The following is a 26,052-nucleotide window of genomic DNA, read 5'->3' on the forward strand; positions in this document are numbered from 1 at the left end:
CCCGGCGACGGGAACGGTGTTCGGCCGCGTGCGGCGGGCCGCTTCGGCACGGCGCGCGGGCCGAAGCGGGCGCGGTGCCGCGCCGCGCGCGCGTGCGTCAACCGGCCGCGTGCTCGACGACCAGCTGCACGCGCGTGACGCCGTTCCACGTATCGGCGACGAGCCGGTACGCGATCAGCGCGCTCGCCGGCAGCGGCTCCGTGCGGTTGAACCAGATCGCGTTGAAGCGCTGCCGGCCGCGCGCGAGCTGCAGCTTCAGATGCTTGTCCTTCACGAGCGCCTGCGACACGACGTCGAATTCGCCGGAGAAAAGCGGGGCCGGAAAGCCTTGTCCCCACACGGCCTCGTCGAGCAGCCCGACGAACTGCGGCGTGAAGTACGCGTCCTCGAGTTCGCCGTCGGTCTCGATCACGCGCGACAGCACGTCGTCGGACAGCCATTCGCGCGCGACCCCTTCGAACGCGGCCGCGAAGCGCGGCACGTTCGCGGTGTCGAGCGTCACGCCGGCGGCCATCGCGTGGCCGCCGAACGCGACGATCAGGTCCGGCTCGCGCTTGGACACGAGGTCGAGCGCGTCGCGCAGATGAAAGCCGGCGATCGAGCGGCCCGATCCCTTGACGCGCATCCCGTGCTCGTCCGCATGCGCGAACGTGAACGACGGGCGGTGGAATTTTTCCTTGAGCCGGCCGGCGACGATGCCGATCACGCCCTGGTGCCACGCGGGGTTGAACAGCGTGATCGTGCACGCGTCGGCCGGATCGACGTCGGCGAGATCGGCGAGCGCCTGCTGCTGCATGCCGGCTTCGATCTCGCGGCGTTCGCGGTTCATCGCATCGAGCTGCTGCGCGAGTTCCCACGCGCGGCCGATATCGTCGGTGATCAGGCATTCGATGCCGAGCGACATGTCGGACAGCCGGCCGGCCGCGTTCAGCCGCGGCCCGACGCCGAAACCGAGATCGAACGCCGACGCGGTGCGCGCGTCGCGGCCGGCCGCGCGGAACAATGCGGCGACGCCCGGCTGCATGCGGCCGTTGCGGATGCGCTGCAGCCCTTGCGCGACGAGCACGCGGTTGTTGCCGTCCAGCCGCACGACGTCGGCGACGGTGCCGAGCGCGACGAGGTCGAGCAAGCCGTCGAGGCGCGGCTCGGCTTCCTTGCTCGGGAACGCGCCGCGGCGGCGCAGCTCCGCACGCAGCGCGAGCAGCACGTAGAACATCACGCCGACGCCCGCGATGTGCTTGCTCGGAAACGCGCAGCCGGGCTGGTTCGGATTGACGATCGCGCGCGCGGCCGGCAGTGCGTCGCCGGGCAGGTGATGGTCGGTCACGAGCACGTCGATGCCGCGCGCGTTCGCGGCTTCGACGCCCGCGACGCTCGCGATCCCGTTGTCGACGGTGATCAGCAGGTCGGGCCGGCGCGCGGCCGCGAGCTCGACGATCTCCGGCGTGAGGCCGTAGCCGTACTCGAAGCGGTTCGGCACCAGATAGTCGATCTGCGCGCCGAACATCCGCAGCCCGCGCACCGCGACCGCGCACGCGGTCGCGCCGTCGCAGTCGTAGTCGGCAACGACGAGCAGCCGGCGACGCGCGGCGATTGCATCGGCGAGCAGCGACGCGGCGTCCGCGCAGCCCTTGAGTTCGGTGGGCGGAACGAGCCGCGCGAGCGCCGTCTCGATATCGGCCGGCGACTGCACGCCGCGCGACGCGTACAGGCGCGCGAGTACGGGATGCAGACCGTGGCGCGCGAGCGCTTCGGCGTCGGCGGGCGCGACGGGGCGGGTAACGATGCGGGTCATTCGGAGTCGGGTTATTCGAACAGGGACGCCAGCGCGCGGCGGCGCCAGAATTTGCGCAGGTCGCCGCGCGTCGCACGCAGCGTCACGGAGCTCGTGTCGCCGCACAGCGTGAAATCGACGCCGGTCAGCTCGCCGTTTCGCAGCGCGCCGAGCGCGGGTGCGAACCAGTCGCGCTCGAGCGCGGCGAGTGCGTCGTGCCAGCGCGGCCAGTCCTGTTCGATGAAAGGGGTGGTCAGGGTCGGCAGCTCGATGAGCGTCGCGCCGTCGGCAGCGGGCAGCGCATCGAACGATGCCGGCGGCGTGTCGGCGTCGGCGCGCGACGCGAGCGCGAGGCCGAGCGCGGCCGGCGACGCGGACAGCACGCGCGCGAACGGCTTGCCGACCGGCTTCAGCGTGCCCTGCGCATGGAACCAGATCGAGTTGACGGCGGGCAGGCCGCGCGCTTCGCGCGCTTCGTTGACCGGATGCTGGAACCACGCCATCTGCACTTCGTTCTGCAGCTTCATCCACACGCGCGAGCGCTCGCCGGTGTGCGCGTCGTGCGGCAGCCAGATCTCGATGTTGCGCCCGCTCGCACGCAGCGGCGCCGCGCCGGCAAGCCGCGCAAGCTGTTCGCTCGACAAGTACCAGCGCGCGGGATTCGGCGCCTCGAGCCGCACGCCGAGCTCTTCGATCAGCGGGCGCGCGACCGCGAGCAGCGCGGCGGCGTCGCCGTCGTCGAGCGCGAGCGTCGCCGGATCGACGAGCACGAGGTGATCGTGCGCGATTTCGACGTGAACGGGCTCGACGCACGCCCATGCATGCGTGCCGGGATCGCCGCCGTCCGCGAGCAGCATGTACGGTGCGAGCGGCGCTTCGTCGGCCGCATTCCCGTGAGTCGCGCCGAACTGGCGGGCCAGCCAGCGCTCGTGCGGCAGCGTGCGCTGGAAGTCCTCGCCGGCGACGCGCTCGACCATGCTTGCGCGGGCGAGCAACTTTTCGAGTGCGGGACGGTCCAGCGTGTGCAGGGACGAAGCCGCATCGGCCGCCGACGGCAGCGCGAACGGAACGAGAAAATGGAGGCGTCGGTCGTGCATGATGGTGCGCATTGTATGGCAAACTGCGCGCGTGATCGGGCCGGCTGCCGGCCCGTTCGCGTCCGGCGGCCGTTTTTCGACCGCGCCCCGGCCTCGACCGCCGCCGGGCGGCGCGCCGGCCGCGGGCCGCCATCCCGCCGCAACCAGCAGAAAGGATTCGCTTGAAACTTCCGTACGAATGGCAGATCGGCTGGCGCTACACGCGCGCCGGCAAACGCACGACCGGCAACGGCTTCATTTCCTTCATCGCGCTCGTTTCGATGCTCGGGATCGCGCTCGGCGTCGCGGCGCTGATCGTCGTGCTGTCGGTGATGAACGGTTTCCAGAAAGAAGTGCGCGACCGCATGCTGTCGGTCCTCGCGCACGTCGAGGTGTTCTCGCCGACGGGCTCGATGCCCGATTGGCAGCTCACCGCGCAGGAAGCGCGCCGCAATCCGTCGGTGATCGGTGCGGCGCCGTACGTCGAAGCGCAGGCGCTGCTCACGCGCCAGGATGCGGTGAGCGGCGTGATGCTGCGCGGGATCGAGCCGTCGCTCGAACCGCAGGTGTCGGACATCGGCAAGGACATGAAGGCCGGCAAGCTCGCCGCGCTGGTGCCGGGGCAGTTCGGCATCGTGCTCGGCGATGCGCTCGCCGGCAACCTCGGCGTGACGGTCGGCGACAAGATCATGCTCGTCGCGCCCGAAGGCACGATCACGCCGGCCGGCATGATGCCGCGGCTCAAGCAGTTCACGGTGGTCGGCGTGTTCGAATCCGGCCACTACGAATACGACAGCACGCTCGCGATGATCAACATCCGCGACGCCGAGGCGCTGTTCCGGCTGCCGGCGCCGACCGGCGTGCGGCTGCGGCTGACCGACATGCAGAAGGCGCCGCAGGTTGCGCTCGAGCTGTCGCATACGCTGTCCGGCAGCCTGTACATCCGCGACTGGACGCAGCAGAACAAGACGTGGTTCTCGGCCGTGCAGATCGAGAAGCGGATGATGTTCATCATCCTCACGCTGATCATCGCGGTCGCCGCGTTCAACCTCGTGTCGTCGCTCGTGATGACCGTGACCAACAAGCAGGCCGACATCGCGATCCTGCGCACGCTCGGCGCGCAGCCGGGCTCGATCATGAAGATCTTCGTCGTGCAGGGTGTGACGATCGGCTTCGTCGGCACCGCGTCGGGCGTGGCGCTCGGCTGCCTGATCGCATGGAGCATTCCGTGGCTGATCCCGATGATCGAGCATCTGTTCGGCGTGCAGTTCCTGCCGCCGTCCGTGTACTTCATCAGCGAGCTGCCGTCCGAGCTCGTCGCGAGCGACGTGATCAAGATCGGGCTGATCGCGTTCGCGCTGTCGGCCGTCGCGACGCTGTACCCGAGCTGGCGCGGCGCGAAGGTGAAGCCGGCGGAGGCGCTGCGCTATGAATGACCGCGCGACCGCATTCGCGGCATCACGACAACCCATCAGACAGGATTCGGCAGGTATGCAGGAATACGTGCTTCAGGCGCGCGGGATCACGAAGGCGTTCGTGCAGGGCGGCTTCAACGTGCAGGTGCTCAACAACACCGAGCTCGCGGTGCGGCGCGGCGAGAAGCTGGCGGTCGTCGGCGCGTCGGGTTCCGGCAAGAGCACGCTGCTGCACGTGCTGGGCGGCCTCGACGAGCCGAGCGCGGGCGAGGTATCGCTGCTCGGCAAGCCGTTCACGCAGCTCGCCGAGCGCGAGCGCAACGAGCTGCGCAATCGCGCGCTCGGCTTCGTGTATCAGTTTCATCATCTGCTGCCGGAGTTCAGCGCGCTCGACAACGTCGCAATGCCGCTGCGCATCCGCCGGATGACGACCGAGGACGCACGCGAGCAGGCACAGGCGATGCTCGCCCGTGTCGGACTCGGGCCGCGGGCGAAGCACCGGCCGGGCGAACTGTCGGGCGGCGAGCGGCAGCGCGTCGCGATCGCGCGTGCGCTGGTTACCAAACCCGCGTGCGTGCTCGCCGACGAGCCGACCGGCAACCTCGACGGTTCGACGGCCGATACGGTGTTCAACCTGATGCTCGAGTTGTCCGAGACGCTCGATACGAGCTTCGTGATCGTCACGCACGATCCGGATCTCGCCGCGCGCTGCGACCGCATCATGCGGCTGCGCGACGGCGTACTGCACGAGGAGCCGGTGCTCCCGGTTTGAAAGAACGTCCGCAGCGGGCTGCACGGAGCAGCGGCGCGCGGCGCCAACCTCGCGGAACCCCGACATGTGGATCGACACGCACTGCCATCTCGATGCCGCCGAATTCGACGCCGACCGCGACGCGGTCGCGCAGTCCGCATGTGCGGCCGGCGTGTCGCGCATCGTGATCCCGAGCGTCGGGCGCGACAACTTCGCGACGGTGCGCGAGCTCGCGCAGCGCACGCCCGGCGCCGTCTACGCACTCGGCATTCATCCGTTGTTCACGCCGCACGCGCGCGACGACGATCTGGATCGGCTGCGCATGGAGATCGAAGCGAGCGTCGACGATCCGCGTTTCGTCGCGATCGGCGAGATCGGCCTCGACTATTTCGTGCCGGGGCTCGACGAAGCGCGGCAGCAGTTTTTCTATCAAGGGCAGCTGAAACTCGCGCGCGAATTCGATCTGCCCGTGCTGTGCCATGTACGCAAGTCGCAGGATCGCGTGCTCGCCGGGCTGCGCCGTTTCGGCGTGCGGCGCGGTATCGCGCATGCGTTCAACGGCAGCTTCCAGCAGGCGAACGCGTATCTCGCGCAAGGACTGCATCTCGGCTTCGGCGGCAACGTGACGTTCGAGCGCGCGCGGCAGATCCGGCGGCTCGCGACGCAATTGCCGCTCGATGCGATCGTCGTCGAGACCGACGCGCCCGACATCGCGCCCGAATGGGCATACAAGTCCCGCAACACGCCCGATCAGGTGCCGCGCATCGGCGACGTGCTCGCCGAATTGCGCGGCATCGACGCGCACGCGCTGTCCCTATCCACTTCGGCTAACGCGCTCGCCGCGCTGCCGCGACTCGCCCTTTCGTCCGCATAATCGTCGTCGGAACGTGCCGCGCGTGGCGTCGCGGCGCGACGTGGGCGAGGAGGTGCGATGCGCGTGTGGTGGATCGCGTTCGCGCTCGGCGTAGTCGTGCTGCAGCGGCAGGCGGCGTTGCCGGGTGCGATCGTCTGGGCGACGGGCGCGGCCGTGCTCGCGGGCTGCGCGCTGCTCCGTGCATGGTGCGTGCGCCGTTGCCGCGCACGCGCGGGCATCGCGCTCGGCTGGACGCTGTGCGCGCTCGCCGCTTGCGCGACCGGGTTCGGCTATGCGGCCGCGCGTGCCGAATGGCGATTGCGCGACAGTCTGCCGGTCGAGTGGGAAGGACGCGACATCGTCGTCACGGGCGTGATCCGCGGATTGCCGACGATCGACGAGACCGGCGCGCGGCTGCTGCTCGCGGTCGAATCGAACGATGCGGCACTCGCGCGATTTCCGCCGTTGATCCGGTTGTCGTGGCGCGCCTATGGCGCGACGGACGCGCGCGATGCGATTCCCGAACTGCGTGCCGCGCAGCGCTGGCGCGTCGTCGTGCGGCTGAAGCGTCCGCATGCGGAGGCGAACGACGGCGTGCGCGACAGCGAGGCGGCGTGGCTTGCCGCGGGGATTCGCGCGATCGGCTATGTCGTCGCGCCGCAGCGCGCGGTGTTGCTCGATGCGCGCGCGTCGGGATGGCGCGCATCGATCGATCGGCTTCGGGACGTGCTGCGTGCGCGCATCGGCGCGACGCTCGGCGTCGACGCGCGGCATCGCGGCATCGTCGCCGCACTCGCGATCGGCGACCAGTCCGGCATCGGCGACGAAGACTGGCGCGTACTGCGCAATACCGGCACGAGCCACCTCGTCGCGATCTCCGGCTTGCACGTCGGGCTGGTCGGCGCGATCGCCGGCGGGCTCGTGTCGATCGCATGGCGCCGCGTGCGCTGGCGCGCGCGGGCCGCGACGCTGATCGTGCCCGCGCCGTACGCGGCGTCGGTCGCGGCGCTGCTGGCGGCGGCCGGCTACGCGGCACTTGCCGGTTTCAACGTGCCGGCCCAGCGCTCGTGGTGGATGATCGCGGCCGGCGGCGTCGCCTATCTGGCCGGGCGCAGCGTGCCGACGTCCGCGGTGCTGTGCGCGGCGCTCGGCGGCGTGCTGCTCGCCGATCCGTGGGCTGTGCTGTCGGCCGGGTTCTGGCTGTCGTTCGGTGCGGTCGCCGTGATTCTGCTCGCCGTCGCCGGCTGGCGCGCCGCGCGCGCGTTCGACGGGACGGACGAAGCGGAAGACGACGATGCGGCGAGCCGCGGGCGGCGGCTGCGAGCGTGGGGCAAACGCGCGGCGCGTCGCATCGCGGAGGCCGCGCGCGTGCAGTACGCGGTGACGATCGGTCTCGCGCCGCTGACGGCCGCGTGGTTCGCGCAGATCTCGATATCGGGGCCGTTCGGCAATGCGTTCGCGATTCCGTGGGTCAGCTCGGTGGTCACGCCGATCGTGCTGGCCGGCATCGCGCTGCCCGCGCCGCTCGACGCGTACGCGTTTCGTGTCGCGCACGCGGCGCTCGAACCGATGATGGTGCTGCTCGGGCGGCTGGCCGACTGGCCGGCCGGCGTATGGTGGCTGCGCATGCCCGACTGGCCGGTGCTGGTGCTCGCGTGCGTCGGTGTCGCGTGGGCGCTGATGCCGCGCGTCTGGCCGCTGCGCTGGGCGGCGCCGCTCACGTGGCTGCCGCTCGTCGCGCCGGCATCCGATGCGCCGCCACCCGGCGGCTTCCGGCTGACCGTGCTCGACGTCGGGCAGGGCGCGGCGGTGCTCGTTCAGACCGCGCGCCGCACGTTGCTGTTCGATGCGGGACCGGGCGCGGAGTCCACGCATGCGGGCGCGCGGATCGTCGCGCCGGCGCTGCGCGCCCGCGGGATCGGCACGCTCGATGCGCTGGTGATCAGTCATGGGGACGCCGATCATGCGGGCGGCGCGCCGGCCGTCTATGCGGCCGTCGACGTACGTCAGCTGCTCGCCGGCGTTGCGCCGACGAGCCCGCTGTGGCGCGATGCGCGCGCTGCCGGCGTGACGGACCGGTTGCCGTGCGCGGCCGGGCAGCGCTGGACCTGGGACGGCGTCGCGTTCACGATGCTGTGGCCGGCGGGCGGTCCCGGCGCCGGTTCGTCGAACGGGCAGTCGTGCGTGCTGCGCATCGATGCGGGCGGCACGTCCGCGTTGCTGACCGGCGACATCGACGCGCGCGCGGAGCGCCGGCTCGTCGACGATGCGGCGGACGCGCTCGCCGCGCAGATCCTCATCGTTCCGCACCACGGCAGCCGCACGTCGTCGATCGAGCCTTTCCTCGACTCGGTCCGGCCGCGCGTCGCGGTATTTCCTGTAGGCTATCGCAACCGTTTCGGGCATCCGCACCGCACCGTTCTGGCGCGCTATGGACTGCGCGGGATTCCGTTGCCGCGCACCGATCTCGACGGCGCGGTGCGGTTCGAGGTGGCGCCGGCAGGCGGCGGTTTCGCATTCGAGCGGTATCGCGACACGCAGCGGCGCTACTGGATGGATCGGTGAGCGTGTTTCGACGCGGGCAGCCGGCAACGACCGCATGCACCGCTGCGCTGCCGCAGCGTGCAAAGCAGCGCGCAACGGCAGAAGCCGCGATCCGAATCGAATCGCGAATCGACCGCGAAGCGCGGAATCGCAGCCGGGGCGCCGCACGGGTTCCGATCGACACAGGAGACATCGGCGTTTGAAGGACATCCTCCATTTCTCGCATGCGAACGGCTTTCCGGCGTCGACGTACCGGACGATCTTCGCCGAACTGGCCGACGACTACGAGGTGCGCTATATCGAACGGATCGGCCACGACCGGCGCTATCCGGTCACGCGCGACTGGCCGCACCTCGTCGAGCAGCTGCTCGACGACGTCGGCAGCCGTTACGAGCGTCCCGTGTGGCTCGTCGGTCATTCGCTCGGCGGCTACCTGTCGTTGATGGCCGCGCTGAAGAAACCGCAGTGGGTGCGCGGCGTGGTGATGATCGATTCGCCGATCATCGCGGGCTGGCGCGCCCGCGCATTGCGTGCGAGCCAGTGGGCGGGGCTCGACGAGCGGCTGTCGCCGGCCGCCGCGACGCGCAAGCGGCGCACGCGCTGGCCGAGCCGCGACGAGGTCTGGCGGCATTTTCGCGAGAAGCCGGCATTCGCGCGCTGGGACGAACGAATGCTCGCCGACTACATCGACTACGCGATTCCGCAGGCCGGCGCCGGCGGCGAACGCGCGCTCGCGTTCGACCGGCAGATCGAATATCTGATCTACCGGACGCTGCCGCATACGCTCGGCCCGCGGCTTGCGCACGGCGCGCCGGTGCCGCTCGGCTTTCTCGCCGGCACGCGCTCGCGCGAGGTGCGGCAGGTCGGGCTCGACGCGACGCGGCGCGCGGCGCGCGGGCGCATCGAGTGGGTCGAAGGCAGTCATCTGTTTCCGATGGAGCGGCCGATCGAAACGGCGCGCGCATTGCAGCGGATGCTGAATTCGCTGAAGGCGGAAGAGGGCGGCGCGCCGCCGCACGACTTGCCGCTTGCGAAGCGCGCCTGAGCAGCGGCTTCGTCGTGCGGGCGCCGAGCGATCGGGCGGCCGCCGCACCGGCGTTGCCAAGGCTTCCCGGCGATGCGGCAACCGCATCGACGCGGCCGCCGACGGCACCGCGCGGACGGCCGGCAACGCCGTCCCGCACGGGCGTCGCGCGGCGTCGCGACGGGGTGCGATCATCGCGCCATTTGCTGAGAGAAGCGCGAGCTTTACGGTATAATCCGTTTTTCCCGCGAGCATCCAGCGATGACCAAATATGTTTTCGTCACCGGCGGCGTAGTTTCTTCCCTCGGCAAGGGTATTGCCGCCGCCTCTCTCGCCGCGATCCTCGAATCGCGCGGTCTGAAAGTCACCCTCCTCAAACTCGATCCCTACATCAACGTCGACCCCGGCACGATGAGCCCGTTTCAGCACGGCGAAGTGTTCGTGACGGAAGACGGCGCGGAGACGGATCTCGACCTCGGCCACTATGAGCGCTTCATCAGCACGAAGATGCGCAAGGCCAACAACTTCACGACCGGTCAGATCTACGAATCGGTGATCCGCAAGGAGCGCCGCGGCGACTATCTCGGCAAGACCGTGCAGGTCATCCCGCACATCACGAACGAGATCCAGGCGTTCATCGAGCGCGGCGCCGCGTCGGCGACCTGCGGCGAGCCGGACGTCGCGATCGTCGAGATCGGCGGCACGGTCGGCGACATCGAATCGCTGCCGTTCCTCGAAGCCGCTCGCCAGATGAGCCTGCGCCTCGGCCGCAACAGCGCATGCTTCGTGCACCTGACGCTCGTGCCGTACATCGCGACGGCCGGCGAGCTGAAGACGAAGCCGACCCAGCACAGCGTGCAGAAGCTGCGCGAGATCGGCATCTCGCCGCACGTGCTGCTGTGCCGTGCGGACCGCCGCATTCCGGACGACGAATCGAAGAAGATCTCGCTGTTCTCGAACGTGCCGGAAGACGCGGTCATTTCGGTGTGGGACGTCGACAGCATCTACAAGATTCCGCAGATGCTGCACGACCAGGGGCTCGACCGGATCATCTGCGAAGAGCTGAAGCTGTCGCCGAAGGATGCCGACCTGCGCATGTGGTCGGAGCTCGTCGAGAAGCTGGAGAATCCGAAGCACGAAGTGACGATCGGCATGGTCGGCAAGTACGTCGACCTGACCGAATCGTACAAGTCGCTGATCGAGGCATTGCGCCACGCGTCGCTGCACACGTCGACGAAGGTCAACATCGAGTACATCGACTCGGAAGAGATCGAGACGAATGGCGTCGACAGCCTCAGGCATCTCGACGCGGTGCTGGTGCCGGGCGGGTTCGGGCGGCGCGGCACCGAAGGCAAGATCGCGGCGATCCGCTATGCGCGCGAAGCGAAGGTGCCGTACCTCGGCATCTGCCTCGGCATGCAGCTCGCGGTGATCGAATTCGCGCGCGACGTCGTCGGCCTCAAGCACGCGAACAGCACGGAGTTCGATCCGGACACGCCGGAACGCGTGGTCGCGCTGATCACCGAATGGTACGACCGCGAAGGCAAGGTCGAGACGCGCACCGAGGATTCCGATCTCGGCGGCACGATGCGGCTCGGCTCGCAGCGCTGCCCGATCAAGCCCGGCACGCTCGCGGAAGAGATCTACGGCAAGGACGTGAACGAGCGTCATCGCCATCGTTATGAAGTCAATAACCGCTTCGTGCCCCAGCTCGAAAGCGGCGGCCTTATCATCAGCGCCCGTACCCCGAGCGAGGATCTGCCGGAAATGATGGAACTGCCACGTTCGATGCACCCGTGGTTCGTCGGCGTTCAGTTCCACCCGGAATTCACGTCCACGCCGCGTGACGGTCATCCGCTCTTCAAGTCGTTCGTCGAAGCCGCACTCGCGAACAAGGAAGCGCGCGTCGGAGCGAAAGCATGAAACTGTGCGATTTCGAGGTCGGTCTCGACAAGCCTTTCTTCCTGATCGCCGGTACCTGCGTCGTCGAGTCGGAGCAAATGACGATCGACACGGCCGGCCGGCTGAAGGAGATCTGCGCAAAGCTGAACGTCCCGTTCATCTACAAATCGTCGTACGACAAGGCGAACCGCAGCTCGGGCAAGTCGTTTCGCGGCCTCGGAATGGACGAGGGGCTGCGCATCCTCGGCGAGGTCAAGCGTCAGCTCGGCCTGCCGGTGCTGACCGACGTGCATTCGGTCGACGAGATCGAGCAGGTCGCGTCGGTCGTCGACGTGCTGCAGACGCCCGCGTTCCTGTGCCGTCAGACCGACTTCATCCACGCGTGCGCGCGCTCGGGCAAGCCGGTCAACATCAAGAAAGGCCAGTTCCTCGCGCCGCACGACATGAAGAACGTGATCGACAAGGCGCGCGATGCGGCACGCGAAGCGGGTCTCTCCGAAGACCGCTTCATGGCATGCGAGCGCGGCGTCTCGTTCGGCTACAACAATCTCGTGTCCGACATGCGCTCGCTCGCGATCATGCGCGAAACCGACGCGCCGGTCGTGTTCGATGCGACGCACTCGGTGCAGTTGCCGGGCGGGCAGGGCACGAGCTCGGGCGGCCAGCGCGAGTTCGTGCCGGTGCTCGCGCGTGCGGCGGTCGCGACAGGCGTCGCCGGGCTGTTCATGGAGACGCACCCGAATCCGGCTGAAGCGAAGTCGGACGGTCCGAACGCGGTGCCGCTGAACCGGATGAGCGCGCTGCTCGAGACGCTCGTCACGCTCGATCAGGCGGTGAAGCGCAGCCCGTTCCTGGAAAACGATTTCAATTAAAGACCGAATGAACCTTGCGGCGGCTTCGCGCGTCAGTAGCGAAAGCAGTCCCGGCGCGCATGTCGTCGCAGCTTGAAGAATCCATCGTCATTCTCAGAGGAAACCCATGAGTGCAATCGTAGATATCATCGGCCGCGAGATTCTGGATTCGCGCGGCAACCCCACCGTCGAATGCGACGTGCTGCTCGAATCGGGCACGATGGGCCGCGCGGCAGTGCCGTCGGGCGCGTCCACGGGCTCGCGTGAAGCGATCGAGCTGCGCGACGGCGAAGCCGGTCGCTACAACGGCAAGGGCGTGCTGAAGGCGGTCGAGCACATCAACACCGAGATCTCCGAAGCGATCATGGGCCTCGACGCGTCGGAGCAGGCGTTCCTCGACAAGACGCTGCTCGAGCTCGACGGCACCGACAACAAGTCGCGCCTCGGCGCGAACGCGATGCTGGCCGTGTCGATGGCCGTCGCGAAGGCCGCGGCCGAAGAAGCCGGCCTGCCGCTGTACCGCTACTTCGGCGGCTCCGGCGCGATGCAGCTGCCGGTGCCGATGATGAATATCGTGAACGGCGGCGCGCACGCGAACAACAGCCTGGACATCCAGGAATTCATGATCGTGCCGGTCAGCCAGCCGACGTTCCGCGAAGCGCTGCGTTGCGGCGCCGAAGTGTTCCACGCGCTGAAGAAAATCCTGAGCGACCGCGGCATGAGCACCGCAGTCGGCGACGAAGGCGGCTTCGCGCCGAACTTCGGCAGCAACGACGAGTGCCTGTCGACGATCCTGCAGGCGATCGAGAAGGCCGGCTACCGCGCGGGCGAAGACGTGCTGCTCGCGCTCGACTGCGCGGCATCCGAGTTCTACCACGACGGCAAGTACCAGCTCGCGGGCGAAGGCCTGCAACTGTCGTCGGCCGAATTCACCGACTACCTCGCGACGCTCGCCGACAAGTTCCCGATCGTGTCGATCGAGGACGGCATGCACGAAAGCGACTGGGACGGCTGGAAGCTGCTGACCGATCGTCTCGGCAAGAAGGTGCAGCTCGTCGGCGACGATCTCTTCGTCACGAACACGCGCATCCTGAAGGAAGGCATCGAGAAGGGCATCGCGAACTCGATCCTGATCAAGATCAACCAGATCGGTACGCTGACCGAAACGTTCGCGGCAATCGAGATGGCGAAGCGCGCGGGCTACACGGCCGTGATCTCGCACCGCTCGGGCGAAACGGAAGATTCGACGATCGCGGACATCGCGGTCGGCCTGAATGCCGGCCAGATCAAGACCGGTTCGCTGTCGCGCAGCGATCGCATCTCGAAGTACAACCAGCTGCTGCGCATCGAGGAAGACCTCGGCGACATCGCGAGCTACCCGGGCAAGTCGGCTTTCTACAACCTGCGCTAACGCGCTACTATCGGGTTAGTCCTGTCGACGCCGCTCTGTGCAGATGCGCGGAGCGGCGCTTCTTATATCTGCGTCTTCTACATGCGGCTTGTCACTGTCGTCCTGATTGCGTTGCTGGCGCTCATTCAGTACCCGCTATGGTGGGGACACGGCGGCTGGCTGCGGGTGCATGAACTGCGTCAGCAGCTCGATGACCAGCTCCGGAAGAACGCAGACGAGAAGCTGCGCAACGAACGCATTGCCGGCGAAGTGCAGGATCTGCAAAGCGGCACGGCGGCGATCGAGGAGCGCGCGCGCTACGAGATGGGCATGGTGAAGGACGGCGAAGTGTTCGTGCAGTTCGTATCGCCGAATGCGCCGTCGGCGCCGGTGAGCAACACGCCGTCGAGCACGTCGACGCGCGGCGCGGTGTCGTCGGCGCCGGTGCGTGTCGTACCGAATCCGCAATCGATCGCGAAACCGTCGCGGCATCACGGCGGCAAGGACAAGGCCGCGCATCACTGACGCGGCGATCCATCGATCGATTGAAAAAGCGCGGGAAATGCCGCGCTTTTTTATTTCCGACGATTCGTCAATCGCGTCGATCGGGCCGACGACGCATCACCACCACCAGCCCGGATAGCCGTAGCCGATGCCGGTTCCCCAGCGATTTCCCCATCCGCCGCTGTAATAGCCGCCGTAGACGGTGACGGGCGGCGGCGCGTAGTACGCCCATGCGCGCGCTGCAGCCTCGGCCGCCATCGCGTCGTTCTGTTCGCGCAACACCTGCTTGTCGATCTCGTCGTAGCGTTTGCGCTCGGCGGCCGACAGTGTCGGCGGCTGGCCTGCCGACGCGCCCGATTCGGGCAGGCGGCTCAGGATCGTGGACGATGGCGGCACCGCGCAGCCGGCCACGGCAAGTGTGCCGACGGCGACGCCGATGACGACGATGGTGCGGAACGGGCGATTCATCTGTTTCTCCTGCGGCGCGCCGGCGGCGGAAGGCGGCTTGCGCCGAAGGCCGGGCCTGCGGCGCGCGAGCCCTGCGTGCGATGCTCGTGCGTCATTATGCGCCCGCGCGGTCGCGTGCGCGTGCGCCGCTCACTCAGTGACGCTGGCTCGTCGCGGGCGTCACGCCGGCCGCGACTTCCGGTGCGGCGAACAACTGCGCAACGTCGACCGGATCGAATTCGTAGCGCTGGTTGCAGAACTCGCAGTGGATCTCGACGTGGCCGCGCTCGGCGATCACGCTGTCGACTTCCTCGCGGCCGAGCATGCGCAGCATCGCGCCGACCTTCTCGCGCGAGCACGAGCACTGAAAGCGCGTGCCGGCCGGTTCGAAGTGCTGCACGTTCTCCTGCCAGAAGAGCCGGCGAAACACCACTTCGGGCTCGACTTCGAGCAGTTCCTTTGCGGACAGCGTGCCGCCGAGCGTGCACACGCGCTCCCACGTGTCGATGTCGGTCTCGGCATTGCGCGGCACGATTCCGCCGTCGCCCGGCAGCTTCTGCAGCAGCATTCCGACCGCGCGGTCGCGGTCGGCCGCGAGCCACAGCCGCGTGTCGAGCTGCTCCGAGTGGTGCATGTAATGCTCGAGCACCTGCGAAATCGATTCGAGCGGACCGTCGACGCCGTTCAGCGGCACGATGCCCTGGTACGGCTGCTGGCCCGGCTGCTTGTCGGCCGGATCGAGCGTGATCACGCAGCGGCCGTGGCCGCTCGCGTTCACGAGCGTGGCGAAGCTCGCGTCGTCGCCGATCGTCTGCGCCGCATCGCCGGAGAACTTCGCGGTCGCCCGCATCGACAGATCCGAGCTGCACTGGACGACCAGCATCTTCACCGGCCCGTCGCCGAAGATCTGCATGATCAGGGTGCCGTGAAATTTCAGGTTCGCGGACAGCAGCGCGCACGCGGCCATCATCTCGCCGAGCACCGTGCGCACCGGGGCAGGGTAGTCGCGCCGCGCGAGCACTTCCTGCCACGTATTGCGCAGCGAAACGATTTCGCCGCGCACGGGCGCCGCATTGAACATGAATTTCTGTAACTGGTCGCTCACTCTTGTTCCTTGAAATCCGCGCGGATCATCCGATCCGCACAAGTTGCTCCTTGAAATGCGCACGCCGCTCGACGTACGTCGTCGCGTTCCTGCGCAGCCGCGCGACGTCCTCGTCCGACAGCTCGCGCACGACCTTCGCCGGGGCGCCGAGAATCAGCGAGTTGTCCGGGAACGTCTTGCCTTCCGTCACGACGGCGCCGGCGCCGACCAGACAGTTGCGGCCGATGACCGCACCATTCAAGACCACCGCCTGGATGCCGATCAGCGAACCTTCTCCGATTGTGCAGCCGTGCAGCATCGCCTGGTGCCCGATCGTCACGTTCTCGGCGATCGTCAGCGGGAAGCCGGGGTCGGTGTGGAGCACCGCGCCTTCCTGGACGTTGCTGCCCGCACCGACGGTGATCGTCTCGTTGTCGCCGCGAATCGTCGCGCCGAACCACACGCTCGCGTTTTCCTCGAGCACGACCTTGCCGATGATGGCCGCCGTGTCGGCGACGAACACGCTTTCGTGGATCGTCGGGGCCGTATCGCCCAGCTTGTAGATCGTCACGGAGTCTCCTTGTCTCTTCGATGGTGGGCGCCGGTAGAATGGCGCGTCGGTCGGCCGAGCGCGTCGCGTCGCGGCACAGACGCGTATTCTAAACCGTCGCGTGCGCACGCTCGTGCGTACGCACGCGACGTGTCCCCGTTTATGAGCATGGAGTCTTCTTCTTTCACCGATGCGGCCGTTTGCGTGCGCCGCGCCGCACTCGACGCACTGCGCGTGCGCGAGCCGCTCGCGAAGGCGGCGCAGGTGCGCGCGCTGTACGATGCATGGCTGGCCGGACAGGCGGCGATTTCGCCGTCGCTTCAGCTGTCCGAGCCCGACGATCTGCCGGGCCGCCCCGCGCGTCCGGCGCTCGTCGAGCCGCGTCAGCTGGAGCGGCGCAGCATGCGCTCGCCGGAGGGTCGCGCGGTGCTGCTGCACGCGCTCGCGCATATCGAATTCAACGCGATCAACCTCGCGCTGGACGCGGTATGGCGCTTCGCCGGGCTGCCCGAAGCGTTCTATGCGGACTGGCTGAAGGTCGCGGCCGAGGAGGCTTATCACTTCACGCTGCTGTCCGATAGGCTGGCAGCGTTCGGCCATACGTACGGCGACTTCCCGGCGCACAACGGGCTGTGGGAAATGTGCGAACGCACGCGCGCCGACGTGCTCGCGCGCATGGCGCTGGTGCCGCGCACGCTCGAGGCGCGCGGGCTAGACGCGTCGCCGCCGATTCGCGCGCGCCTCGCGCAGGCCGGCGACGACGCATCCGCGGCGATTCTCGACGTGATCTTGCGCGACGAAATCGGCCACGTCGCGATCGGCAATCGCTGGTTTCGGCATCTGTGCGTCGAGAGCGGCCGCGATCCGGTGCCGACCTATCGACAGCTCGCCGACCAATATCGCGCGCCGCGGCTGCGCGGGCCGTTCAATTTCGATGCGCGGCGCGACGCCGGCTTCGAGCAGGCGGAACTCGACGAACTGGCCGCGCAGGACGGCGCCGACGGCAGCGCGAACGGCTAGCGGCGCACAGCGTCGTCGTTGCAGCGTTTTTTGCCGCATCGATGTGCGTCTTTAACCGGCCCGTATAGCCGGCGGCGCTGGGCTGCAGCCACCGTCGATCGCATCGCCTGAACATTGATCCATCCCGCTGCTAGAGCCCAGCCTCCACGTCAGCACGCCGACGCCGAGGCGTCGCCGTTATAATCGAACGACCATTCTTTTTTTGGCGGTCGCAATGAATGCCTCGAGTTCTGTCTCCGATTTCGTCACAGTGCGCGGCGTCCGGCTGCATGTGCGGCGCTGGGGACGGCCCGATGCGCCGACGCTGTTCATGCTGCACGGCTGGATGGATGTCGCCGCATCGTTCCAGTTCGTCGTCGACGCGCTCGCCGGCGACTGGCAGGTGATCGCGCCCGACGCGCGCGGCTTCGGGCTGTCCGACTGGCCGGTCGCGCGGCAGGGCGGCGGGCACTACTGGTTCCACGACTATCTCGGCGATCTCGATGCGCTCGTCGACCACTACGCGCCGAACGGTGACGTCAATCTGGTCGGGCACAGCATGGGCGCGAACGTCGTGTGCCTGTACGCCGGCGCACGGCCGGAGCGCGTGCGGCGCGTCGTCGATCTCGAAGGGTTCGGGCTCGCGCCCGCGCGGGCCGAGCAGGCGCCGCGCCGGTTGCGCGGCTGGCTCGACGAACTGCGCGAGCCGCCGGCGTTGCGGTCGTATGCGTCGCTCGACGAAGTCGCGGCGCGCCTGACCAAGACGAATCCACGGCTGGATCCGCGCCGCGCCGCATTTCTCGCTGCGCACTGGTCGAGGCGCGGCGACGACGGTCGCTACCATCTGCTCGCGGACCCCGCGCACAAGATGCCGGGCCCGCTGCTGTACCGGCTCGACGAGGTGATGGCCGTATGGGCGCAGGTACGCGCGAAGGTGCTGCACGTCGAGGCCGTCAATTCGCCGACGCTCGCGCACCTCGCCGGCGACATCCCGCTGCCGGAGTTCAAGGCACGCTTCAACGCGTTTCCGGACTGGCGCGAGAAGCTCGTCGAGGACGCGGGCCACATGGTGCATCACGACCAGCCGGAGCAGATCGCCGCGCTGATCGAGGCGTTCTGCGCGTGACGGTTCGGCCGGCGCGGCACGCACGCCGGCGGCGAATTGCGGCGTTGCAGTAGAATGAAGCTTCACCTGCCATGCCGACAATGAACGCCGATCTCCACTGCCATTCCAATGTTTCCGACGGGCTGCTGTCGCCCGTCGACGTCGCGCGCCGCGCGCACGCAGGCGGCGTGACGCTGTGGGCGCTCACCGATCACGACGAGATCGGCGGCCAGGCGGCGGCGCGCAGCGAGGCGGAAGCGCTCGGGATGCGCTATCTGTGCGGCGTCGAGATTTCGGTCACGTGGGCGTCGCGCACCGTGCATATCGTCGGTTTGAACGTCGACCCGGCGAATCCCGCGCTCGTCGACGGCCTGCACCGCACGCGCCACGGCCGCGCGGCTCGCGCGCAGGCGATCGGCGCTCAGCTCGCGACGCTCGGCATTCCCGGCGCCTATGAAGGCGCGCTGAAGTTCGTATCGAATCCCGACCTCATCTCGCGCACGCACTTCGCGCGTTTTCTCGTCGAGAACGGCCATGCCGAGTCGACTGCCGACGTGTTCGACCGTCTGCTCGGCGACGGCAAGCCGGGCTTCGTTCCGCATCGTTGGGCGACGCTGTCCGACGCGGTTCGGTGGATTCGCGGCGCGGGCGGCGAGGCCGTCGTCGCGCACCCGGGCCGCTACCGCTATACACCGGTCGAATTCGACGCGTTCTTCGGCGAGTTCATCGATCTCGGCGGCCGCGCGATCGAAGTCGTCACCGGCAGTCATACGCCGGACCAGTACCGCGAATATGCGGACGTCGCGCGTCGTTTCGGCTTCGAAGCGTCGCGCGGCTCGGATTTCCATGCGCCGGGCGAGGGGCGTGTCGAGCTCGGCAGCCTGCCGCCGCTGCCGTCCGACCTGAAACCGGTGTGGGAGCGCTGGCTCTGACGCGACGCGGCAGCCTGCCGCTGCGTTTCGCGTCATTGCGCACCCGACCAATCCCTCTTTACGTTCCCCCATGTCCCAGTTCTTCAGGATCCATCCGGACAATCCGCAGCCGCGCCTGATCAAGCAGGCGGCCGAGATCGTCAGCAAGGGCGGCGTGATCGCGATGCCGACCGATTCGAGCTACGCGCTCGCGTGCCACCTCGACGACAAGGACGCGGTCGAGCGCGTGCGCCGTATCCGCGGGCTCGACGAGAAGCAGCACCTGTCGCTGCTCGTGCGCGACCTGTCGGAGCTTGCCAATTTCGCGATGGTGGACAACCGGCAGTACCGGTTGATCAAGTCGGTGACGCCGGGCCCGTACGTGTTCATCCTGCAGGCGACGAAGGAAGTGCCGCGCCGGCTGTCGCATCCGTCGCGCAAGACGATCGGCCTGCGTGTGCCCGACCACGCGATCACGCTGGCGCTGCTCGAGTCGCTCGGTCAGCCGCTGCTCGGCACGACGCTGATCCTGCCGCCCGACGACGATCCGCTCAACGATCCGGAAGACATCCGCGCGCGGCTCGAGAAGCAGGTCGACCTCGTGATCGATGGCGGCGCGTGCCCGCGCGAACCATCGACGGTGATCGACCTGACCGGCGACGAGCCGCAACTCGTGCGTGCCGGACGCGGCGCGCTCGAACCGTTCGGCCTCGCAGCCGCCTGAGCGCGCGCCGCTCCAATTTTGGCGCGAGTGCGCTTGTTACAATACCGCGATATGGATGCTTCCCTGATACAGACCATTGCCGTCTACGCGCTGCCCGTGATCTTCGCGATCACGCTGCACGAGGCCGCACACGGCTATGCCGCACGCCTGCTCGGCGACAACACCGCTTACATGATGGGGCGCGTGTCGTTCAATCCGATGCGCCACATCGATCCGCTCGGCACGATCGCGATTCCGCTCGCGATGTATTTCCTGACCGGCGGCGCTTTCCTGTTCGGCTATGCGAAGCCGGTGCCCGTCGCGTTCCGCAATCTGCGCGATCCGCGCTGGGGCAGCCTGTGGGTGTCGCTCGCGGGGCCCGGCTGCAACTTCGTGCAGGCGCTGCTGTGGGGCGTGCTGACGATCGTATTCGCGGCCGTCGGCGTCGACGAGCCGTTCTTCACGCGGATGGCGGTCGCCGGCGTCAGCGTGAACCTCGTGCTCGGCGTGCTGAACCTGTTTCCGCTGCCGCCGCTCGACGGCGGCCGCATCCTGGCGGCGCTGCTGCCGCCGAAGCAATCGATCGCGCTGTCGCGCATCGAGCCGTACGGCTTCATCATCGTCCTCGTGCTCGTCACGACCGGCGTGCTGACGAAATTCTGGCTGCGCCCGCTCGTCAATGTCGGCTACGACGTCGTGAGCGCGATCCTGACTCCTTTCGCTTCGCTTTTCTAACGACAATCATGTTCCCAGATCGTATTTTCTCCGGCATGCGGCCCACCGGGTCGCTGCACCTCGGCCATTACCACGGCGTGCTGAAAAACTGGGTGAAGCTGCAGTCCGAGTACCCGTGCTTCTTCTGCGTGGTCGACTGGCATGCGTTGACGACGCACTACGAGACGCCCGAGGTCATCGAGAAGAACGTTTGGGACGTGCTGATCGACTGGCTCGCGGCGGGCATCGACCCGGCGCAGGCGACGCTGTTCATCCAGAGCAAGGTGCCCGAGCATGCGGAGCTCGCGTTGCTGCTCGGCATGAGCACGCCGCTCGGCTGGCTCGAGCGCGTGCCGACCTACAAGGAACAGATCGAGAAGCTGAAGGACAAGGACCTGTCGACCTACGGGTTCCTCGGCTATCCGGTGCTGATGGCAGCCGACATCCTGCTGTATCGCGGCTCGCTCGTGCCGGTCGGCGAGGACCAGGTGCCACACGTCGAGATGACGCGCGAGATCGCGCGCCGCTTCAACTATCTGTACGGCCGCGAGCCGGGCTTCGAGGAGAAGGCGCTCGAGGCCGCGAAAAAGCTGGGCGGCAAGCGTGCGAAGCTCTATCACGAGCTGCGCAATGCGTACCAGCAGGAAGGCGACGACGAGGCGCTCGAACAGGCGCGCGCGATGCTGCAGGAATCGCAGAGCCTGTCGATGAGCGACCGCGAGCGCCTGTTCGGCTACCTCGAGGGCGCGCGCAAGATCATCCTCGTCGAGCCGCAGGCGCTGCTGACCGAAGCGTCGCGGATGCCGGGGCTCGACGGACAGAAGATGTCGAAGTCGTACGGCAATACGATCGGCCTGCGCGAAGACGCCGAGACGATCACGAAGAAGGTTCGCACGATGCCGACCGATCCGGCGCGCGTGCGCCGCACGGATCCGGGCGATCCCGACAAGTGCCCGGTGTGGCAGCTTCACCAGGTCTACACGGACGAAGCGACGCACGAATGGGTGCAGAAGGGCTGCCGTTCGGCGGGCATCGGTTGTCTCGACTGCAAGCAGCCGGTCGTCGAAGGGATCCTGCGCGAACAGCAGCCGATGCTCGAGCGCGCGCAGAAGTATATGGACGACCCGTCGCTGCTGCGCGCGATCGTCGCCGACGGCTGCGACAAGGCGCGCAAGCACGCGACGGAGACGATGCGCGACGTGCGCGAGGCGATGGGCCTGTCGTACACCTGACCGGCGGCATGCGCGAGCCCGTCATCGCCGCCGGCGGCGGCCACGTTGCGCAGACCGAGCCGTCGCGCTGGGTCGTCCGATGGTCGCAGCTCGTGCCGGCCGGCGGGGCGGTGCTCGACGTCGCCGCCGGCGGCGGTCGTCACGCCCGCTGGTTCGCATCGCGCGGGCATCCGGTCGTCGCGCTCGATCGCGATCCGGCTGCGCTCGCCGCGTTGCGCGCGATCGCCGGCGTCGATGCCCGCGACGCCGATCTCGAAGGCGCGCCGTGGCCGCTGCCGGCCGGCGAGCCGTTCGCGGCGGTCGTCGTCACGCATTATCTGCATCGACCGCTCTGGCCCCATCTGCTCGATGCGGTGATGCCGGGCGGTGTGCTGATCTACGAAACGTTCGCGCGCGGAAACGAAACGGTCGGCAAACCGTCCAATCCTGCGTTTCTGCTCGCGCCGGGCGAGTTGCTGGACGCCGTGCACGGCCGGTTGCGGGTGGTCGCGTACGAGGACGGCTTCGTCGCCGCGCCGCGCGAAGCGTTCGTTCAACGCATCTGCGCGGTGCGCGAGGGCGCGACCCCGCACGCGGGGGCGGGAATTCCACGTTACGAACTGCCTGGCTAATCCGCTACAATCTCAACGTTTACCGGTACACAATCAATCGCGTTTCATGGCTAACGGCACCCAAGACGGCATTCAAATCCGCGGCAGCATCCCCGCGATCGTCACTCCGATGCTCGAAGACGGCAGTCTCGACCTGCCGGCGTTTCGCAAACTGATCGACTGGCATATCGAGGAAGGCACCGACGCGCTCGTCGTCGTGGGCACCAGCGGCGAGTCGGCGACGTTGAGCGTCGAAGAGCACATCCTGATGATCCGCACGGCCGTCGAGCACGCGGCGAAGCGCATTCCGATCATCGCGGGCGCGGGCGGCAACTCGACCGCCGAGGCGATCGAGCTGACGAAGCACGCGAAGGCGGTCGGCGCGGATGCGACGCTGCAGGTCGTGCCGTACTACAACAAGCCGACGCAGGAAGGCATGTACCGGCACTTCAGGACGATCGCCGAGGCGGTCGACCTGCCGGTGATTCTGTACAACGTGCCGGGCCGCACGGTCGCCGACATGGCGAACGACACGATGCTGCGCCTCGCGCAGGTGCCGGGCATCGTCGGCGTGAAGGAAGCGACCGGCAACATCGATCGCGCCGCGCAGCTGATCAAGGCCGCGCCGAAGCATTTCGCAATCTACAGCGGCGACGATCCGACCGCGATCGCGCTGATGCTGCTCGGCGGCCACGGCAACATCTCGGTGACGGCGAACGTCGCGCCGCGTGCGATGAGCGAGTTGTGCCGCGCGGCGCTGGCCGGCGACGTGAAGACGGCGCGCGAGCTGCACATGAAGCTGCTGTCGTTGCACAAGAACCTGTTCATCGAGGCGAACCCGATCCCGGTGAAATGGGCGCTGCAGGCGATGGGCAAGATGCAGGGCGGCATCCGCCTGCCGCTCACCGCGCTCGACGAGCGCTGCCACGATGCCGTGCGTTCGGCGCTCGTCGAGGCCGGCGTTCTCGCCTGAAGCAAAGGCGGCCGCGTCCTGCGGCCGTCGGCTCGACTCATCATCAACCCGCACCGGCCGGCTCCGTCCGGCGCCGCTCCTGACGAGCGTTCTAGCAAGACGAAGGATTTCATGAAACGTTTCGCCTTTTCTTCTCGCGCCATCCAGATCTCGGTGGTGGCGCTGGCGCTGGGCGCGCTCGCCGGCTGCGATACGCTGAACGACTATCTGGCTCCCGACCGGGTCAACTACAAGAACACCGGCTCGGCGCCGCCGCTCGCGGTGCCGAGCGATCTGAAGCCCGTGCCGACCACGCAGCAGTTCGTCGCGCCGCCGACGAACGCGGGGCTCGGCACACTGCCTCCGCGCGCGACGACGGCCGCCGGCAACGCGACGGACGGCATTCCGAACGCGCAGGATCCGCTCGGCATGCACATCGAGCGCGACGGCGACCGCCGCTGGCTCGTCGTCGACGGCCGCACGCCGGAGCAGCTGTGGCCGATCCTGAAGGAGTTCTGGCAGGAGAACGGTTTTTCGCTGAAGACCGATGCGCCGTCGACCGGCATCATGGTCACCGACTGGGCCGAGAACCGCGCGAACATTCCCGACGACTGGTTCCGCCGCACGATCGGCAAGGTGATCGACTTTGCCTACTCGTCGGGTACGCGCGACCGTTTCCGGACGCTCGTGAACCGCACGGCGGCCGGCAATACCGACATCTCGATCACGCATAGCGCGATGGAAGAAATGATGGTCGGCCCGCAGGGCGGCACGTCGTCGCGCTGGGAAGAGCGTCCGCGCAATCCGGTGCTCGAGGCCGTGTTCCTGACCAAGCTGATGCAGAAGTTCGGGCTGACCGAAGCGCAGGCAAAGCAGCTGCTGACCGACGCGCGTCCGGCGACCGTGCCGGCTCGGGTGCTCGACACGAGCAGCGGGGCGGCGACGCTGCAACTGGCCGAATCGTTCGACCGCGCATGGCTGCGCGTCGGTCTCGCGCTCGATCGCACGAACTTCGCGGTCGACAATCGCGACCGCGAGAAGGGCCTGTACACGGTGCGCTACGCGAATACGATGGAAGAGCTCAAGCGCGACGGCCTGTTCGGCAAGCTGTTCTACGGCGGCCCGTCGGCCGCGAAGCCCGGCAAGGAGTTTCTGGTCAACGTGCGTGCGCAGGGGAATGGCGGCACGCAGGTCGCGGTAGTCGACGCGAACGGCCAGGTCGACAACTCGGCGGACGCGCAGCGAATCATTACGCTGCTGCACGCGCAGTTGAATTGAGCGTGCGATTCGCCAGCCTCGGGAGCGGCAGCGAAGGCAACGCGCTGGTCGTCGAGGCCTCGAGTGGCACGACGACCACGCGCGTGCTGCTCGACTGCGGTTTTTCGGCGAAGGAGGTCGATCGCCGGCTCGGCCGCCTGAATCTCGGCATCGACGATCTCGATGCGATCCTCGTCACACACGAACACAGCGACCATGTCGGCAGCGCGTTGACGCTCGCCCGCCGTGCGTCGCTGCCGCTCTATATGAGCTGGGGCACCGCACGCGCGGTCGGCGCGGACGACGCCGATATCGATCTCCACGTCCTGTGGGGCGACGAAACGGTCGCGATACGCGATCTCGCCGTAATGCCTTATACGGTGCCGCACGACGCGCGCGAACCGCTGCAGTTCGTCTTCATGGATGGCTGCCGACGTCTCGGTGTGCTGACGGACGTCGGCATGGCGACGCCGCACATTACGAGCGTGCTGAGCGGCTGCGACGCGCTGGTGCTCGAGTCGAATCACGACACCGCGATGCTGGCGACGAGCCGCTATCCGCAGTCGCTGAAGGCGCGTATCGGCGGAAGCCACGGGCATCTGAGCAACGACGCGGCGGCCGGCATCCTCGCGTCGCTGGAACGCAGCCGTCTGCAGCATCTCGTCGCGGCCCATCTGAGTCAGCAGAACAATCTGCCGGAACTGGCGCGCCAAGCGTTTGCAGGCGTGCTGGGGACGAGCGGCGACGATGTGGTGGTCGCCACGCAGGACACCGGTTTCGACTGGCTGGCGCTCGCATAGCTGCCGAAACGCCGTCGCGGGAGCGCATCGGCTTGCGCGTCCGCACGCCGCGATCATCTACGTCGGTTGCGGAGGATGCGGAAAACGACAGGCGAAAAAAAACCGGCCCTCGGGCCGGTTTTTTTCAGCTGATGCTGAGGCTTACTGGCTTGCGCCCGAAGCCGGAGCAGCCGACGCTGCCGGAGCAGCCGACGCAGCAGCTGCATCGCTTGCAGCAGCAGCTGCCGACGAAGCAGCAGCCGACGCGTCGCTCGCAGCACCAGCAACTGCCGAAGCAGCCGACGAAGCGGCGGCCGAAGCGTCGCTTGCAGCCGACGAAGCAGATTGGTCAGCGCTCTTGTTGCAAGCAGCCAGTGCAACAGCGGCCAACAGGGAAGCTACGAGGAGGGATTTCTTCATGATCACGTCCTTTTATGGTTAAAGGTAAGCAACAGCGCGAAACAATACCGGTAATGTGCTCCAACACCGACCTGGGCCGCTGGTGGAGACGCACTTCTAGAGCGTGAATCTTCCCTACGGCTTGGGCGGAAATTATATGCACTTTCCTATCGACCGTCGACAAATGCGGGGTCAATACGTTGTCTTTCCCATACAGAATTTGATCCGTACGGGCATACGGGCAAC

The 26,052-nt window shown here is 67.8% G+C and carries 25 protein-coding genes; 19 read left to right on the forward strand and 6 right to left on the reverse strand.

Translation table 11 applies throughout. From position 1 onward, the window contains the following. Positions 1 to 97 precede the first annotated feature (97 nt). Both recJ and BUB20358_RS13815 read right to left on the reverse strand, forming a co-directional pair. Positions 98 to 1,795 (reverse strand): single-stranded-DNA-specific exonuclease RecJ, encoded by a 1,698-nt coding sequence (recJ, locus tag BUB20358_RS13810; protein ID WP_035972104.1) that lies wholly within the window; start codon positions 1,793 to 1,795, stop codon positions 98 to 100. Positions 1,796 to 1,806: 11 nt separating this feature from the next. Continuing rightward, positions 1,807 to 2,871, reverse strand: a complete 1,065-nt coding sequence (locus BUB20358_RS13815) for a regulator (RefSeq protein ID WP_094190619.1) — start codon at positions 2,869 to 2,871, stop codon at positions 1,807 to 1,809. Between the two features lie 161 nt (positions 2,872 to 3,032). On the opposite strand from BUB20358_RS13815, the gene BUB20358_RS13820 reads away from it, so the two are divergent. The 9 genes from BUB20358_RS13820 to ftsB all read left to right on the forward strand — a co-directional run bounded on the left by BUB20358_RS13820 (position 3,033) and on the right by ftsB (position 14,105). Continuing rightward, entirely contained in the window at positions 3,033 to 4,286 is a 1,254-nt protein-coding gene (locus BUB20358_RS13820; RefSeq protein WP_006763944.1) for a lipoprotein-releasing ABC transporter permease subunit, read from the forward strand. Continuing rightward, positions 4,279 to 5,037, forward strand: coding sequence for a lipoprotein-releasing ABC transporter ATP-binding protein LolD (lolD, locus tag BUB20358_RS13825; protein WP_006763945.1), 759 nt, complete (start codon positions 4,279 to 4,281; stop codon positions 5,035 to 5,037). The genes BUB20358_RS13820 and lolD overlap by 8 nt, the downstream gene beginning before the upstream one ends. 64 nt (positions 5,038 to 5,101) lie before the next feature. After that, positions 5,102 to 5,890 carry a TatD family hydrolase gene (locus BUB20358_RS13830; RefSeq protein ID WP_006763946.1) on the forward strand — a complete coding sequence of 263 codons (789 nt, stop codon included), beginning with the start codon at positions 5,102 to 5,104 and terminating at the stop codon, positions 5,888 to 5,890. Between the two features lie 57 nt (positions 5,891 to 5,947). Continuing rightward, complete coding sequence (locus BUB20358_RS13835; RefSeq protein ID WP_035972106.1) at positions 5,948 to 8,434, forward strand: DNA internalization-related competence protein ComEC/Rec2; 2,487 nt, start codon at positions 5,948 to 5,950, stop codon at positions 8,432 to 8,434. A 178-nt stretch (positions 8,435 to 8,612) separates the two neighbouring features. Beyond that, positions 8,613 to 9,458: an alpha/beta fold hydrolase gene (locus BUB20358_RS13840; RefSeq protein ID WP_006763947.1), complete on the forward strand. Its 846-nt coding sequence runs from the start codon at positions 8,613 to 8,615 to the stop codon at positions 9,456 to 9,458. Positions 9,459 to 9,698: 240 nt separating this feature from the next. Continuing rightward, entirely contained in the window at positions 9,699 to 11,360 is a 1,662-nt protein-coding gene (pyrG, locus tag BUB20358_RS13845; RefSeq protein WP_006763948.1) for a CTP synthase, read from the forward strand. Next, positions 11,357 to 12,211: a 3-deoxy-8-phosphooctulonate synthase gene (gene kdsA, locus BUB20358_RS13850; protein WP_006763949.1), complete on the forward strand. Its 855-nt coding sequence runs from the start codon at positions 11,357 to 11,359 to the stop codon at positions 12,209 to 12,211. The genes pyrG and kdsA overlap by 4 nt, the downstream gene beginning before the upstream one ends. A gap of 106 nt (positions 12,212 to 12,317) precedes the next feature. Next, positions 12,318 to 13,601: a phosphopyruvate hydratase gene (gene eno, locus BUB20358_RS13855; protein ID WP_006478406.1), complete on the forward strand. Its 1,284-nt coding sequence runs from the start codon at positions 12,318 to 12,320 to the stop codon at positions 13,599 to 13,601. Between the two features lie 81 nt (positions 13,602 to 13,682). Further along, positions 13,683 to 14,105, forward strand: a complete 423-nt coding sequence (gene ftsB / locus BUB20358_RS13860; RefSeq protein WP_006763950.1) for a cell division protein FtsB — start codon at positions 13,683 to 13,685, stop codon at positions 14,103 to 14,105. Between the two features lie 96 nt (positions 14,106 to 14,201). On the opposite strand, the gene BUB20358_RS13865 is transcribed toward ftsB, so the two are convergent. From BUB20358_RS13865 to BUB20358_RS13875, 3 genes are all read right to left on the reverse strand, one after another. Continuing rightward, on the reverse strand, positions 14,202 to 14,552 hold the full coding sequence (locus BUB20358_RS13865; protein WP_006763951.1) for a hypothetical protein: 351 nt from the start codon (positions 14,550 to 14,552) through the stop codon (positions 14,202 to 14,204). Between the two features lie 133 nt (positions 14,553 to 14,685). Further along, entirely contained in the window at positions 14,686 to 15,636 is a 951-nt protein-coding gene (gene hslO, locus BUB20358_RS13870; protein WP_035972109.1) for an Hsp33 family molecular chaperone HslO, read from the reverse strand. Between the two features lie 25 nt (positions 15,637 to 15,661). Then, the gene (locus tag BUB20358_RS13875; RefSeq protein WP_006763953.1) at positions 15,662 to 16,186 is read right to left on the reverse strand and encodes a gamma carbonic anhydrase family protein; all 525 of its coding nucleotides are present in this window, start codon (positions 16,184 to 16,186) and stop codon (positions 15,662 to 15,664) included. A 141-nt stretch (positions 16,187 to 16,327) separates the two neighbouring features. Between BUB20358_RS13875 and BUB20358_RS13880 the strand changes: the two genes are divergently transcribed. From BUB20358_RS13880 to BUB20358_RS13925, 10 genes are all read left to right on the forward strand, one after another. Then, a complete protein-coding gene (locus tag BUB20358_RS13880; protein ID WP_006763954.1) occupies positions 16,328 to 17,185 on the forward strand; it encodes a ferritin-like domain-containing protein in 858 nt (285 codons plus the stop codon). 214 nt (positions 17,186 to 17,399) lie between these two features. After that, positions 17,400 to 18,290, forward strand: a complete 891-nt coding sequence (locus tag BUB20358_RS13885) for an alpha/beta fold hydrolase (protein WP_006763955.1) — start codon at positions 17,400 to 17,402, stop codon at positions 18,288 to 18,290. Positions 18,291 to 18,370: 80 nt separating this feature from the next. After that, entirely contained in the window at positions 18,371 to 19,201 is an 831-nt protein-coding gene (locus tag BUB20358_RS13890) for a 3',5'-nucleoside bisphosphate phosphatase (RefSeq protein ID WP_035972111.1), read from the forward strand. Positions 19,202 to 19,271: 70 nt separating this feature from the next. Further along, positions 19,272 to 19,904 carry an L-threonylcarbamoyladenylate synthase gene (locus BUB20358_RS13895; protein WP_006763957.1) on the forward strand — a complete coding sequence of 211 codons (633 nt, stop codon included), beginning with the start codon at positions 19,272 to 19,274 and terminating at the stop codon, positions 19,902 to 19,904. Positions 19,905 to 19,955: 51 nt separating this feature from the next. Beyond that, on the forward strand, positions 19,956 to 20,618 hold the full coding sequence (locus tag BUB20358_RS13900; RefSeq protein WP_035972113.1) for a site-2 protease family protein: 663 nt from the start codon (positions 19,956 to 19,958) through the stop codon (positions 20,616 to 20,618). Positions 20,619 to 20,626: 8 nt separating this feature from the next. Then, positions 20,627 to 21,829, forward strand: coding sequence for a tryptophan--tRNA ligase (locus BUB20358_RS13905; RefSeq protein WP_006763959.1), 1,203 nt, complete (start codon positions 20,627 to 20,629; stop codon positions 21,827 to 21,829). Between the two features lie 8 nt (positions 21,830 to 21,837). Then, positions 21,838 to 22,440 carry a class I SAM-dependent methyltransferase gene (locus BUB20358_RS13910; RefSeq protein WP_006763960.1) on the forward strand — a complete coding sequence of 201 codons (603 nt, stop codon included), beginning with the start codon at positions 21,838 to 21,840 and terminating at the stop codon, positions 22,438 to 22,440. A 46-nt stretch (positions 22,441 to 22,486) separates the two neighbouring features. Further along, positions 22,487 to 23,392, forward strand: coding sequence for a 4-hydroxy-tetrahydrodipicolinate synthase (gene dapA, locus BUB20358_RS13915; protein WP_035972114.1), 906 nt, complete (start codon positions 22,487 to 22,489; stop codon positions 23,390 to 23,392). A 111-nt stretch (positions 23,393 to 23,503) separates the two neighbouring features. Then, positions 23,504 to 24,649 (forward strand): NlpB/DapX family lipoprotein, encoded by a 1,146-nt coding sequence (bamC, locus tag BUB20358_RS13920; protein WP_006763962.1) that lies wholly within the window; start codon positions 23,504 to 23,506, stop codon positions 24,647 to 24,649. 2 nt (positions 24,650 to 24,651) lie between these two features. Then, positions 24,652 to 25,428, forward strand: a complete 777-nt coding sequence (locus BUB20358_RS13925) for an MBL fold metallo-hydrolase (RefSeq protein WP_006763963.1) — start codon at positions 24,652 to 24,654, stop codon at positions 25,426 to 25,428. 328 nt (positions 25,429 to 25,756) lie between these two features. Here BUB20358_RS13925 and BUB20358_RS28690 read toward each other — a convergent pair whose 3' ends face one another. After that, the gene (locus tag BUB20358_RS28690; RefSeq protein ID WP_081293574.1) at positions 25,757 to 26,002 is read right to left on the reverse strand and encodes a hypothetical protein; all 246 of its coding nucleotides are present in this window, start codon (positions 26,000 to 26,002) and stop codon (positions 25,757 to 25,759) included. Between the last annotated feature and the right edge of the window lie 50 nt (positions 26,003 to 26,052).

It is taken from the genome of Burkholderia dolosa (assembly GCF_902499135.1).
Classification (GTDB): domain Bacteria; phylum Pseudomonadota; class Gammaproteobacteria; order Burkholderiales; family Burkholderiaceae; genus Burkholderia; species Burkholderia dolosa.